This window comes from Lentibacillus songyuanensis, from assembly GCF_039548255.1.
Taxonomy (GTDB): Bacteria; Bacillota; Bacilli; order Bacillales; family Amphibacillaceae; genus Lentibacillus_C; species Lentibacillus_C songyuanensis.
In genome coordinates this window covers 52,009-65,441 of sequence record NZ_JBCLVH010000019.1, presented here as the reverse complement: position 1 = coordinate 65,441, position 13,433 = coordinate 52,009, and the positions used below count along the sequence as shown (strand labels likewise).

At 34.0% G+C, this 13,433-nt stretch carries 15 protein-coding genes; all 15 read left to right on the top strand.

What is annotated here, in order from left to right:
- Positions 1 to 20: 20 nt before the first annotated feature.
- The 15 genes from WMZ97_RS16465 to WMZ97_RS16395 all read left to right on the top strand — a co-directional run bounded on the left by WMZ97_RS16465 (position 21) and on the right by WMZ97_RS16395 (position 13,363).
- Entirely contained in the window at positions 21 to 428 is a 408-nt protein-coding gene (locus WMZ97_RS16465; RefSeq protein WP_343273184.1) for a hypothetical protein, read from the top strand.
- The gene (locus tag WMZ97_RS16460) at positions 428 to 805 is read left to right on the top strand and encodes a hypothetical protein (protein WP_343273183.1); all 378 of its coding nucleotides are present in this window, start codon (positions 428 to 430) and stop codon (positions 803 to 805) included. The genes WMZ97_RS16465 and WMZ97_RS16460 overlap by 1 nt, the downstream gene beginning before the upstream one ends.
- 17 nt (positions 806 to 822) lie before the next feature.
- The gene (locus WMZ97_RS16455; RefSeq protein WP_343273182.1) at positions 823 to 1,512 is read left to right on the top strand and encodes a type II secretion system F family protein; all 690 of its coding nucleotides are present in this window, start codon (positions 823 to 825) and stop codon (positions 1,510 to 1,512) included.
- 36 nt (positions 1,513 to 1,548) lie between these two features.
- A complete protein-coding gene (locus WMZ97_RS16450; RefSeq protein WP_343273181.1) occupies positions 1,549 to 2,682 on the top strand; it encodes a CpaF/VirB11 family protein in 1,134 nt (377 codons plus the stop codon).
- A complete protein-coding gene (locus WMZ97_RS16445; RefSeq protein WP_343273180.1) occupies positions 2,679 to 3,419 on the top strand; it encodes a hypothetical protein in 741 nt (246 codons plus the stop codon). The genes WMZ97_RS16450 and WMZ97_RS16445 overlap by 4 nt, the downstream gene beginning before the upstream one ends.
- A 258-nt stretch (positions 3,420 to 3,677) precedes the next feature.
- Positions 3,678 to 3,860 (top strand): hypothetical protein, encoded by a 183-nt coding sequence (locus WMZ97_RS16440; protein WP_343273179.1) that lies wholly within the window; start codon positions 3,678 to 3,680, stop codon positions 3,858 to 3,860.
- Between the two features lie 52 nt (positions 3,861 to 3,912).
- Positions 3,913 to 4,095, top strand: coding sequence for a hypothetical protein (locus WMZ97_RS16435; RefSeq protein ID WP_343273178.1), 183 nt, complete (start codon positions 3,913 to 3,915; stop codon positions 4,093 to 4,095).
- 98 nt (positions 4,096 to 4,193) lie between these two features.
- Positions 4,194 to 4,760 carry a thermonuclease family protein gene (locus WMZ97_RS16430; protein WP_343273177.1) on the top strand — a complete coding sequence of 189 codons (567 nt, stop codon included), beginning with the start codon at positions 4,194 to 4,196 and terminating at the stop codon, positions 4,758 to 4,760.
- 39 nt (positions 4,761 to 4,799) lie between these two features.
- Positions 4,800 to 5,021: a hypothetical protein gene (locus WMZ97_RS16425; RefSeq protein WP_343273176.1), complete on the top strand. Its 222-nt coding sequence runs from the start codon at positions 4,800 to 4,802 to the stop codon at positions 5,019 to 5,021.
- A gap of 27 nt (positions 5,022 to 5,048) precedes the next feature.
- Entirely contained in the window at positions 5,049 to 6,299 is a 1,251-nt protein-coding gene (locus WMZ97_RS16420; RefSeq protein ID WP_343273175.1) for a conjugal transfer protein, read from the top strand.
- Between the two features lie 68 nt (positions 6,300 to 6,367).
- Positions 6,368 to 6,592, top strand: a complete 225-nt coding sequence (locus tag WMZ97_RS16415; protein ID WP_343273174.1) for a hypothetical protein — start codon at positions 6,368 to 6,370, stop codon at positions 6,590 to 6,592.
- Between the two features lie 22 nt (positions 6,593 to 6,614).
- On the top strand, positions 6,615 to 7,247 hold the full coding sequence (locus WMZ97_RS16410) for a TcpE family conjugal transfer membrane protein (RefSeq protein WP_343273173.1): 633 nt from the start codon (positions 6,615 to 6,617) through the stop codon (positions 7,245 to 7,247).
- 3 nt (positions 7,248 to 7,250) lie between these two features.
- Positions 7,251 to 8,192 carry a hypothetical protein gene (locus WMZ97_RS16405; protein WP_343273172.1) on the top strand — a complete coding sequence of 314 codons (942 nt, stop codon included), beginning with the start codon at positions 7,251 to 7,253 and terminating at the stop codon, positions 8,190 to 8,192.
- 14 nt (positions 8,193 to 8,206) lie between these two features.
- Complete coding sequence (locus WMZ97_RS16400; RefSeq protein WP_343273171.1) at positions 8,207 to 10,798, top strand: ATP-binding protein; 2,592 nt, start codon at positions 8,207 to 8,209, stop codon at positions 10,796 to 10,798.
- Positions 10,799 to 10,813: 15 nt separating this feature from the next.
- Entirely contained in the window at positions 10,814 to 13,363 is a 2,550-nt protein-coding gene (locus WMZ97_RS16395) for a CD3337/EF1877 family mobilome membrane protein (RefSeq protein WP_343273170.1), read from the top strand.
- Positions 13,364 to 13,433 lie beyond the last annotated feature (70 nt).

The window sequence follows — 13,433 nt, the reverse complement described above, 5'->3', positions numbered from 1 at the left end:
TGAAAAGAGGTGAATTGAGCATGAACTGGATCAAATATCTAGTTATCATTATATTTTTTGCTGTGGTAATCGTCTTTATTTCCTTGATTAGTGTTAAGAACCAAACGAACAAAACTTCGACACAGGAAATTAATTTTAATTTATCAACAGTAAGTGTTGGTGATGCAAGGGTTTCTTTAAATGGAAGCATGGATAAAAAGGCTGTTGTACCCAATTTATTATTAAAAGTGGCCGAATCACAGAAAAAACATGATCATAATACCAAAATTAGTTATGTGTTTTTAGATGATAATGGAAGGGCTACCGTCAACAATGATGATATAAAAAGTGTGCAATTTAAAGTTGAATTGCTAAATAAAAAGGGAGAAGTTGAAACAGTTTCGAAAGAGAGAATTGAAATTGATGCCTTGACAGGAGGTGACAATTAATGGGTGAGAAAGTTGGATTCATGAGTATGCTGTTAATCTTTGCGCTTTTTTTTATTCCATTTCTTTTTACAACATTTACGAATCAGGTGGACAGTAGTAATGTGCTTACGGCTTCCACTGAAATGCAACAGCTTATTAAGTCAGAGGGCGGTATTACTTTAAAGGTAAGTGAAGCAGGAAAACGGCTGAAGGAAAAAGGAATTAACACAATTTACCGGATTAATGAAGAAAGGGAAGTATCAATAGAATTAATAAATGCATTTGCAGAAGCTGGTGCTAATTTACCTGGGCAGGAAGTGGGAGAGACAATAAAAGTTACTTACGAAAAAAACGGATTTAAAACGTCAAACACAGTTCGGATATTAAAACGGAGATAAGAAAGGAGTGATAAAAGATGATGGAATTTTTAACAGAAAAAAGTAGGGATGTTTATCTGGATTACTATCGAATATCCAATAAAGCATTTATAAAGAGAAGAATTTTAACAACCTTGGTGATGATTATTTTAAGCATATTGTTATTAATGCTTTATTTTAATGTATGGGTAGTTGTTGTGGCACCGTTTATTGTTATATTTGGTTATAAATTGCCGTATTTGGAACTTATACGAATGAAAAGTCGTGATGATTTAATCAAACAACATATGTTTCCTATGTTCTTACGATATTTTGTTGCATTAATCGGAACACAAGGAAACGTCTATCAAACATTAAAGGCAACGATTCCTTATATGGAAGATCCACTGCGATCGGAATTGATTGAATTAGTTAAAAAGATGGATGCCGTTAATGTACAGGATTATGATGCTTTTGTTGAATTTGGGGATTTCATTGGTTCACCGGAGGCGCATATGATAATGAATATGATTCATCAATTTAATGAAGAAGGAATTAATAAAGATGATTTAAAGGAATTAGAACGTACGGTAAAGGAATTACAAGAGAATAAGATGAATGAAATTATCGAATATAAGGCAATGGCAGTGGATAAACACGCAAATCCTGTTTTACTTTACGCTATTGGTTATATTATTTCCTTTACAGTCATTTTGTTTGTTGCTTATTTTAAAGAATTGCCTTTATAAATAGGGTCCGATAAGGAGGTAATAAAAATAGATCGTGTGAAAACATCACAAACCGGAGAACGAAAGTCAGAAGAAGAAAGACTCATCGAAAGACTGTTAAGAAACAGTTTTTTAAGTGAATATTTAGATGATGAAAACATAACAGATATTTCTTTTAACGGAACGGATTTAAGAATTCAGGATAATTCAATCGGGAGATATAAACCCAAGGAGCAGCCTAATTTTGATGACGTATTCCACTTGGGTAAAAAAATTGCGGATATACAAGGAAAAGAATGGACAAACAGCCAACCATTGTTGAATACCGAACTTGCATATTTTAGGGTTAACTTTATTCATGATTCTGTAAGTCCATCTGGTTGTACGTTCTCGATTAGAGTATCTAAACCCAAGCTTGTAACAACGGATTTGGCCGACTTTGCAAATGATGATGTTGCCAAACTTCTTTCAGTTTTAATTCAAGCTGAATTTAATCTCATTATTGCAGGAAGAACAGGTTCAGGTAAAACCGAATTTCAAAAGCTACTTGCAGGTCACATTGATAACTCTAAAAAAATCACATTGATTGAAGATACAATGGATTCGCATATTAAGGAGCTTTATCCAGAAAAGGATATAAACAGTTGGCGAACCCTTATAGAATCGTCAAGAGAAAATCAAATTACTTATCATGATCTGATTAAGGAAGGACTTCGTAATAACCCTGATTGGTTGATTATTGCAGAAACGAGGGGGTCGGAAGCCTATGATATGTTGGAGTCAGCATTGACAGATCATGCTATTATAACAACGATACACGCAAAAGGGGCAGGAGCAATACCGAGTCGTTTATTGTCTATGGTCGGTCAACGCTTTCATGTAAATGAAATTCTTTTAGGTCAAGATATTGTTAACACATTGAAAATTGGAATCCATTTAACAATGGAATACACAGAAGATGGTATAAAACGGTTTATTCGCGAAATTGTTGAGTTCACAAATTTTTCCGTGAGGGGTGTTGAGTATACGCCACTCTATAAAATTGAGAAAGATTTTGACAAACGGGCAAATCAATACACGGAAGTAATTAAAACAAATCCTTTATCGGAGGAATCCATTTCTAACCTGATGTATAAAGGGCTTGTTCATTTAGTTCCAAAAGTCTTTTTGGAAAGGCGTGATGAGAAATGAAAAAATTAATGAAATCGGTGATGGAATTGTTTTCTGTAGCCAAAATAGTGTTATTCATGTTTTTAATATTGGCTGGATCAGTGGTGTACCTTTATTTGGTTACGCAAAACATCACAATGAGTGTTGTTCTAGGTTTTTTCGCCATGCTGTTTGGCTTTCATCATTCAGTGTATTTGCCGGAGAAACTAAAAAGGGAACAACATTTGTTAAAGGAATTACAAAAATACACAACATCTATGGTGTTTTACTTACAATCAGGATATAACGTTTTACAATCACTAAACTTTGCCAAGAGAAACCTTGATGAAGCAATTAAGAAAGACATTGAAAAAACAATGATTGGATTACAGGAAAAAGCGGTGTTGGATACAACATATTTTGACAAATACCGATTTACTTCTCTTAATATTTTTCATCAGATATTAAAGATTAAATACGATAAAGGGGGTGCGGCGAAAGAGTTATTTACAAAGGCCAATGAGAGTATCAACTTTGAAATTGTAAAACGAGATGAATTGTATCGCAGAAAGAAGTTTATGAAAATGAAGGTATTCATGATGATGGGTATGGCAGCTGCCATACCTTTAGTATTTGTATTTTTCGCCAAAGAATTATATACCCAATTTTTAACTATGGGCTTTATTGCGGTCGGAATAAATGCAATTTTATTTATTCTGCTGCAGATAAGCCTTTTCTTTTTGCAGCGAACAGCAACAGATGTATCCATCAATGTTTAAGCAATCAATTAAGTTTCCTTTGAAGGGGGGTGAACAAGCAGGGGTGAAAAAACAGGCGGTCTACAAGCATGATTATTGTGTTGGTTTCATTTTATTGTACAGGTTGCGTTTCCTATATGGTGACCTCGATCACAAACGGGATGAGGAGCATTATTGATGGCACGGTTGATCAAATAGTAGCAATCGTAGCTTTTCTAGGGCATTAAGCGGTTGATAGTTAGGGGACCAACAATGGATTTGAAAGGGGGTGTCAGGTGAATGGGTGAAAAGACAGGTGGACTTACAAACATGATCATAGCTTTGGTGGCTTTAGTAGCAATCATCCTTATTGTGCAAGTTGCATTTCCTGATATGACGACTTCAATCACAAACGGGATGAGGGACATTATTGATGGCTCGATTGAACAAATAGGAACAATCGTAGCTTTTCTAAGGTATTAAACGGTTGATAGTTAAGGTAACAACAATCAATTTGAAGGGAGGTGTTAAGTAAATGGGTGAAAAGACAGGTGGACTTACAAACATGATCATAGCTTTGGTGGCTTTAGTAGCAATCATCCTTATTGTGCAGGTTGCATTTCCTAATATGACGACTTCAATCACAAACGGGATGAAGGAAATTATTGATGACTCGGTTGGACAAATAGGAACAATCGTAGCTTTTCTAAGATTTTAAACTGCTGGTGGCTCTTTGTTTAGCTAAACAAGGAGCCTTTTTGAATCTGAATGAGGTGATAAGGCGTTAAAAGTCTAACTGCTACTTTCATAAGCACTTTGGTTATATTCCTTTTATTAGGATTTAATGATTTTGGTTTAATTCATGATTTTGTTGATAGGGTTAAAAATGAAGGATCAATTCATGATTCTTCATTTGATAAAAATACATTAAAAAAAGGTGAAGCTATCATTTCTAGGGTGATAGACGGCGATACTGTTATGGTCATTAATCCAGATGGAAAGGAAGAAAGGGTGCGCCTATTATTAATAGATACCCCTGAAAGCGTTCATCCGACAGAACCTGAGCAAAAATTTGGGAAAGAAGCCAGCGATTTTGCTAAAAAATACTTAAAACAAGGGCTAAAAGTTACCCTTGAAAGAGGTAATCCGGAAAAAGATAAATATGACCGAACACTTGGATATATATTTGTAGATGGCGTTAATTTTAATGAGCTTATGCTTGAAAAAGGATATGCTAGAATCGCCTATGTATATGAGCCGAGTACAAAGTACTTATATGCATTTAAAAAAGCTCAGAAACGTGCTAAACAACAAAGAATGAACATTTGGAGCATCCCAGGGTATGTAACAGAGAGTGGTTTCGATATGTCAGTCGTTGAATAAAAAGTCCATCCAATTTTTTTATGGAAGGGTGGTGTTAAGGTGTTACGTTTTTTTCTAGGAACCATTTTGTTTGTTTTGTTAATTATGGTTGTTGGTAGTGTCGTTTTGGATGAGTTTCCAGGGTTACAGCCGCTGTTTGAAGAATTAAAAATGCACGTTGTTAATTTATATAATATTTCTCTAGTAAAGTATGGAACGATAACTACGTTACTGTTAATTGTTGCTATCTTCATTCTAGTTGGTAGTTCAAAACGAATATAACTCCATACTAAAGGGGTGTTTTAAAATATGAAAAAGAAAAAAGAGAAAAAAAAACTCTTTAAAAAGTCAATAGACGTAATAAGAAAAACATCGGAGGCTGAGCGTAAAAAAAGTGAAGAAAAGAAAAAGGAAAAGAAAAATAAGCCAAGGGGTATGACTGCTAAAAAGACTGGCATGATTATCTTTTGGACTTTATTTTTATTCATGTTTCTAGTGACGATGGTAAACATCTTCGGTGTAAGTAGCGTCCCAGCCAAAGAAGAAAATAAAGCTAGTAAATTGATGGACAATGAAGGATTAGAATTTGCAAAGGAATTTGTGTATCAGTATTTCACTTGGTCAACAGACAATTACGGAAGGGATCGAAGAATTCATGATTTAGACCGATATTTTTTAGACGGAATAGACGATTTAGGTGGAATTATTTTTGACAAAAAATGGTCTTCCTCTATTGATAAGCGTGATATTGTCCTAAAAGATATTCAAGAAATAAATCATAAATTGGCAAGGTATATCTTTAAAGTCAAATTTACACTAAAAAGCCCAACAGATGCGAAAAATACGGGATCAAAGAAACATATGGACTTTGAGGAAACTTTAAAAGAAGAAAGAAAAATGAGGGTAGTAGATGGTTATAACGTTAAGGTGAATGAAAAGTTTATTAGTGTGCCAATTTACTATAACAAAGACACTGACAAGTTTGCTGTTTATACGCTGCCTTCATTTACTTATGTAAGTGAAAGCAAAATGGATGATCAAGTTAAGAACAATTTATCTAAGTTAGATACACTTTCAGATACCTATGTTGAAAATAATATAAAGGCCTTTTTAGAAACATTCTTTGAATCGTATACGAAAGATGGAAAAGACAAATTAAATTATATTTTGGAAGATGAACGTCACCAAAATGGGTTAAATGGAACTATGGAGTTTTCTAAGATACAAGATTCAAAAATTTACTTAGCTGATGATAACAACAACAAATTTATTGTTGATTCAGAAGTTGTTCTTAAAGATCCTAGCACAAAGTTTGAATTCGCAAACAAATTCACTTTAGTAATTAAAAGAGTTGATCAACGATATGTCATAGAATCGCTTAATGACGAAAAATCTGTAAATGAAATAGTAGATAAATACCTTGAAGAAAAAGGATCAGACGATGCTGACAATCAAGGAAGTGTAGAGGAAGCAAAAGACTTTAACTATCAAGATGAATTAGTGTCAGAAGAAAATGATGATGACTCCAATCAGGATTACGAGGTCAACGACGAAGAATAAATATAATAATTCATTAATTAGGGAGGGTAACACCTCTTTTTTTATATTGACAGAAAGGAGGAGTTGAATTGGGTTTAGCTGAATTTTTTTCTTGGGCGCAAGATCAAATTAAGTACGCTCTATTTCTAGTGTTATTTGTTTTATTGATTATAACAGCGTTTAAACGGGCTTGGATTGCCCTTATAGGGGTGTTAATTGGATTATCTTTCCTGGCAATCTTTATTGTTAACCCGGATATGTTGATTAATTTAGGTCAGTGGTTTTCAAGTAAATTGAGATTAGGTCAAAGTTAAATCAAAAAAGGGGCGGATAAAATTGTATTTGCCCCAACTTTTATCTGATGGGAGGGGTTTTACAATCAATAGCAATAATCATATTCCTTTATATGTATTGAATGGATTTTTGAAATTTGAGAGAAAACTATATCAGGTCTTTGGACTTCCACTTGGTAGACCGATAAGGTTTAAGTCTATATTATACTTCATTGTGATCGCAGTCATTGAAATTGTGATTTATTTTACTCCATTTATAGGGAAATTAGTTAGTTGGTTGCCATTTGGAATATTGGCGTTGATTCCAATTGGCTTAGCATGGTTATTAGCAGACATTGGTACAGAAGATAGAGTTCCGTTAAGTTTTTTTAGATCCTTTGTCCAATATCAAATACGAAAAATAAAAGGACACACGTATTTCAGAAGTAGAGAAGTACAAAAGGAAAAAAGCTATTCATTCAATAATTATTTCACACACCAAGATGTCATTGAGCCAACATCGGAATTTTTGATAACGAGAACTAGAGATGCAGATGAAGAAAAAGAAAAAGCATTAAGATACATTGATCGGATTACAAATTCGGATGAGTTTTTTGAACGTTTGCAAGAGAAAAGAGAACTGGAGGCCCAAAGGAAAAATAAAAGGAAATGGTTCTTTTTTAAGAAAGGAGCATAACTATTGGGTAAAAAGAACAAACACTTGAATGATGAAGAAATTTATTATGAATATCAGAAAAAAGGAAAAGTGTTGCCAATCATTGTTATTGTGATGGCAGTCATCGGATTATCCTATTTATTTTTTATTGGAGAACGTGGAGGATCAACAGATGAAAAAGCATCACCGGAACAGGATATTAGCAAGAGTAAGACTATTGTTGAAAAGGATTTTGTATCTGGGTTAAGACTCGCTTCATTAGGTAAATATGATGAAGCGATTGGACATTTTGATGGGTTAATATTTAATGACTTATCGGACAGTGATAGACAAATTGTGTTAAATGCTTTTTTAAAGGCGGGAAAGCCCCAAAAAGCATTGGATTTGGATGAAAAATTCGACAAGGAAATTGTAGATGAATTTATTGAAAAAGGTGAACCAAAAATACTAACAGAATTAAAAACAGATTCCAAACTAATCGCTTTTGAAATAGCAGTAATGGAAAATAACTTTAAAGAAATAATTAAACTGAAAGATGTTAAACGATTGAAAATGGATAGAAGGAGAGCAAATGCTATTTCCAATGCTTATTTTCAATTAGGAAAAAAAGAGGAAGCAATAAATTTCGCTTCATTAATGGTCTTTAATGGAATTAACATGTGGGATAACAATACAGATGATACAACCCTAGAACAAATGCCACTACAAACATCTGAACAATCTTCATCAAATTCATTCATAGTAATTATAGCAATGGTATTTATCCTACTGGGGGTTGGTGTGTTGCTATATTTTTTTAAATCAAAAATCAATAGCATATTCAAAAAAGGTTCCGAACGTAAGACAAGCAATAAAATAATTAGCAAGAAAAAGAAGGTACTGCAAAAAGACATGAGCAAGAATAGCGAACATAAAGAAGATGGAAGTGAAGAAAATGATAAATATTCATATTATTATGATGAGTAAAAGGAGCAATAAAAATGAAATTGGAGTTTCCTGTCAAACATATTGTTAGTAATCTAGTTTTTGGACATAACAAAACAGTATGGGCTTATTTTAAAATTGATGGATTTAGTTATGACTTTTTAGATGATGACGAAAAGATTGTTCCATTTCAACGGCAAATGGCTTTCCTTACCAATACAGGACTTGATTTGCATTTCTTGGTTGTTCCTAATCCAACTGATATAAGTAAGATTCTGGATAACACCATTAAAGAAATGAAATATAAAAAATATGAGTTACAAAAACAAGGAATCGCCTTTATGGCACAGGTAAAAAATGTTCTTGAAAACCAAAAAGAACTGAATGAATCAAGTGAATATAATCATTACTTGGGTATTCAACTAGATCCGGAGAAAAACAAATATGCATCAAGCAATATTGGTTTGAATGCAATATCTACTATTAAATCGTTCTTTCAAGGTTTCAATTCACCTGTTTATTCTGCTGTTGGGCTGGAAACAACAGATATTTTAGAAAGTGAGATTATTGCTTATCAAAATCAAGCAAAAGTAATCATGGCAACATTAAGTGGTTCTTTTTCTTCCCCTGTAAAAATGGTAGGAACAGAAGAACTTGTTTATATGATTGAAAAAACATATAGCACACGAAATAATAATTCAGACATTTATATCAGAAAGGATTTTGAATCAGGGAAAAGTATTGAAGGAATGGATAGTGATAAAAACGTTCATCAAGCTATACGTTGCCAAAAGAAAGATTTTTTCGATTTACAAAATGTGAATGTGGAAGAATTAGATGCTAAAACATTACTTCTTTCCAGGATAACGGATGAACAGGAAATTGAAAGTATACATGTACAATATCTGACAATTAGCCAGATGGAAGATGTGTTGTATCACCCTGGGTCGGAATGGCTGTATCGTATCCAGTCAAGGATGCCCTTTCCTTTAACTATTTCTATTAGAGCTGACCATCAGCCCAATGAAGTGTTGAGGAAAAAATTAAGTAACGTAAAGTTAGAATTCCAAGATCAACGCAAAGAAGCATTACAAGGACAGCAAAATATTGATTTATCTGTTCAAGTATCCGAGCAAGGTGCTATAAAAATGGAAAGTTATTTTCAAGAAACAGGTTTTCCAGCTTATAGTTGTCAGTTCATTTTTAAAATAACGGCTGGTAATAAAGAACAACTTAGCACAAGAGTAGATATACTACGAAAGGAATTAGCAAGATACGGATTAAAGATAATTGCGCCATATGGTGAACAATTGCAACTATTATCTGGTACATTACCCGCTTACAATCGCAGAACGAATGATTATTTGATGGAAGTTGCCCCAAATGTGTTAGCAGGGTTAATGTTCGGTGCCACGACTAATATAGGCGACAACAGGGGCTTTTATATTGGACACACCTCACAGTTCTCAAAGCCTGTGTTTGTTCAGCCAGATCTTGCAGCCAAGGCATATGAAGGATTGGGGAACGTTGTTGATTCATTATCGGTTCTTGTGGCAGGAATGACTGGTAAAGGGAAATCCTTTTTTATGAACTTGTTTGTCTATTTATCGACTTTAAACGGATCGAGTTCTCTAATTATTGACCCTAAAGGTGACAGGAAAGAATGGAATAAGGGACTACCATATATTGATAAAAAGTTCATTGAAGTTTGGACTTTAGGTTCAGACGACCGTGATGCTGGTTCGCTTGATCCATTTAGGACAAGTACAAATATGCAGGAAGCTAAAGATATAACTATGGATATTCTCTCTTATTTGACGAATATTGAAATCAGTGACGATTCTTATAGTTTATTGAGTGATGCGGTAGAAAAAGCATCACGTACAAAAGATCCTTGTATTGGTGAGGCCATGAATTACCTAAAGGATCTATTTGAAAACAGACCGAAAAGTATGTCTGACAATAGATATATCGTTTTAGAAAAGTTGATTGGAACACTTGAAACGTTAAAACGGAATCAATTATCACTCTTGCTATTTGGAAAACCAGATCAGGATTTTCGGGTGTTACAACATAAAAATCCTATTCAAGTTTTAATGATCCAAAACTTAAACTTACCTGGTTTAGAGACGAAAACACTACGAGTCAGTCATAAAATTTCAGAAGCAATCATGATTTCGATTACTGCTTGGACAAAACAATATATGTATAGTGGTGATCGGTCGGTTCACAAAATCATTTTGCAGGATGAAGCAAGTGCGATTGAGCGTAACTCAATGGGAGCAGAATTGATGGATTACATTGTTCGTCAAGGCCGTTATTACAACACTACATTACTTAAAGGATCACAAAATGCGTCTGATCATGGTCATAGCGTTGCCAACATGGGAATGAAGTTTAGTTTTGGACTTCGATTAACAAAAGAGGCCGAGGAAATGTTGAATTATCTAAACTTACCTCAAACAAGAAATAACATCGAAACATTAAAAAACTTAGATCGAGGTGAAGCTCTATTTCAAGACATATATGGTCGTTCAGCAGTAATAAAAATAAATCCAATCTTTACTGATTTGTTTGATGCCTTTGATTCATCTACTTCAACAGAGGAAGAAAAACAAAGAGAAAGAGAAAGTAAAACTATATCGTAAAGGAGGTTGGTGTCTATGAAAAGAAATTTTTTTATTGTACTTTCTCTTTTCGTTTTATCCTTTACATTCTTTCCCTCTAATATTGCATTTGCATTGGACAAAGATTTTGAAACAAAGGAGAACTTCGATGACGGAGAAGTCAATAGAAGTCAGTATTCAGTAGATGGCGAAAAATTTTATTATAAATTAGAAGCTGGTATGCCTGACGATGATAAAGCAGGCTTTTTTAATGTCCTGGGGAAAGCATCAGATGCTATATCAGTAGGTTTAAATGAAACGATCATGCTGATCAATAAAGTTATTTTTTCACTCAATATAACTTTTACCAAGTGGATGATCGGTACGTTTGAAATGACTCAGGACTTTAAATTTATTGATAAGGCGATAGATAAAACTTCTGACAAAGTAACAGATATGGTTGGGATTTCCGGATATTATATTCCATCATTTACTTCGGGTGGAATGTTTTCAACCTTATTTGGGATTATGGCTTTAGTTGTCATTCTGTATGCTTTTTATCAACTGGTATGGAAGCGATCCTTTGTTTCTTCGTTTGGTGAATTGTTCAAGTTTATTATTGTATTAACAGTAGCCTTGTTATTATTTACGAATTACAGTTCCTTCTTAAAAGGCATGAACATTATGAGTACTGAAATTGGAAATTTTGTTGTGGGATCACAGGTGGATCAAAACAACCATAATTCAAGAGTTAATAATTTCAGTAAAACATTATGGGATCATTTTGTAGACAAACCATATTTCTCTTTGCAGTATGGAACTTCTGATTTAAGTGAACTGAATATAAATGACCTTGATGGAAAAGAAAGAGTGTATGAATTAGTCACTGCTAAAACAGATAGTAAAAAAAGAAAGAAAATTATTGACGAGGAAATAAATGAACGAGAGAACTATTATATGTCATACGATAGTGTTCCACAAAAAACATACATGACTTTGGTTTATTTTATGCTTAACGGGATTACATCCATTCCGATATATTTGATTGCTCTCTCTATTGTATTTACACAATTTTGGTTTGTAATTATAGCTTTAATTGCACCGTTTGCTTTGTTAATAGCAAGTTTCCCAAGTCAATTCAATGTATTAAAACGATATTTCTTTGAATTAAGCCTGCCATTGTTAGTAAAAATAGCCCTTCACTTTATGCTAATTGTTATGATGTTTTTGACTACTTTATATGTTGATATGGAGGAAGAAATTACTTCAAATTTATTCAGTGGTCAGCTTGGAGCAAGCTATGTCAATGCCCTGTTCTACACCATTTTATTCTTTGCGATATTCCTTTTGAGAAAGAGAATAGCAAACATCCTTAGTTCTGGTTCAAATATGGTTGGTGAAATAAGAGAAGGCTTGGGAAGTGTCACAACAAAACCTGTTAAGAAAACTGTTCAAACGACAGCAACGGTTGCTGGTACAGCCGTTGGCGCAGCATACGGTGGGCCTATGGGGGCTACTATGGGTGGTAATATGGGAGCTACCGTTGGTAAAGTCTTAACGGGTGAAAGCGATGGTATTGCTGGCGCAACTCAAGATTTTACTAATGCTACTTACAAAGGACAGATGTTAAAGAATTTTGCAGAAACTAAAAAGACTAATGGGCAAGATAATATGATGAACACGGAGGACAATTCCAATATGATTTTAGCGCAAGGGAAAGAATCAAGCGACCATAAGCTTATGAATGAAAATGAAACGAACGAAAACGATCAAGAAAATGTCAGGGATTCCCTAAATGCTCAAGGAGTTGCCCTTGTTAAAACAGATGAAAACACGTTGGATAGGCATTTAGAACAAGAAGGTGAGGATGACCGGGGGTATCCAGAACAATTGGCAAGTAGCCTAAAAATGGATCAAAGTGAAGCTCACCAGAAAATTGAAGGTATTAAGGAAGAAAGAACAGAACGTTTTAACAATTTCTTAGAGAAACAAAATTTAACTGGTGCAGAAATGGAAGGGATTAATGGCGCATTACATGATAAAGCGATTGGTACAGCATATATTCCACGAAGTATTTATCAAAATGTTGATAAGGATATAAAAAATCGCTTGGATAATGGTGAGACATTAGATTATAAGACGGAATTTGTTAACGGTATTGCAGATAAAATGAAAGAAAGGGACTTAATCAAACAAAACGAAAGGATGATGGCTGCCGATGGTGATTTAGACAGTCACGATTTGAAAGAATCTAATACCGGATTACCGACAGCAAGACTCGAAACGTCAACGTATAAAGGTAGTGATTTAACTTTTGATACACCAAATGGCAACAATATGGATTCACAATCATTATCTTCATCAAAAATGAGAACACCAATAGATAAGAGTAGTGATTTTAGTTCTGATGTGCCAATGGGGAATATGATAGATTCGCAACCGTTGTCATCCAAAGACAAAAATGGTCATACTCCAAATAGCAAAACAGTAGAAAATATGACCCCAGAACAAAAGTCATCATTTGAACAACATGCACCAAATCGGGAAGTGCAGACAGAAAGGGGTAGTAATTCATCAACAGATACGCCTGAAGGTAATTTAGAATAAGAGAGGGATATAAAAATTAAAAAAACAACCGTTTTTACCAATATACTCGTTGGAATTGCGATAACCGCCT

Excerpts from the sequence above, each read along its gene's own strand:
- WMZ97_RS16400 (WP_343273171.1), top strand. The coding sequence starts at position 8,207 with ATGAAATTGGAGTTTCCTGTCAAACATATTGTTAGTAATCTAGTTTTT.
- WMZ97_RS16460 (WP_343273183.1), top strand. The coding sequence starts at position 428 with ATGGGTGAGAAAGTTGGATTCATGAGTATGCTGTTAATCTTTGCGCTT.
- WMZ97_RS16465 (WP_343273184.1), top strand. The coding sequence starts at position 21 with ATGAACTGGATCAAATATCTAGTTATCATTATATTTTTTGCTGTGGTA.
- WMZ97_RS16455 (WP_343273182.1), top strand. The coding sequence starts at position 823 with ATGATGGAATTTTTAACAGAAAAAAGTAGGGATGTTTATCTGGATTAC.
- WMZ97_RS16420 (WP_343273175.1), top strand. The coding sequence starts at position 5,049 with ATGAAAAAGAAAAAAGAGAAAAAAAAACTCTTTAAAAAGTCAATAGAC.
- WMZ97_RS16440 (WP_343273179.1), top strand. The coding sequence starts at position 3,678 with ATGGGTGAAAAGACAGGTGGACTTACAAACATGATCATAGCTTTGGTG.
- WMZ97_RS16395 (WP_343273170.1), top strand. The coding sequence starts at position 10,814 with ATGAAAAGAAATTTTTTTATTGTACTTTCTCTTTTCGTTTTATCCTTT.
- WMZ97_RS16445 (WP_343273180.1), top strand. The coding sequence starts at position 2,679 with ATGAAAAAATTAATGAAATCGGTGATGGAATTGTTTTCTGTAGCCAAA.
- WMZ97_RS16435 (WP_343273178.1), top strand. The coding sequence starts at position 3,913 with ATGGGTGAAAAGACAGGTGGACTTACAAACATGATCATAGCTTTGGTG.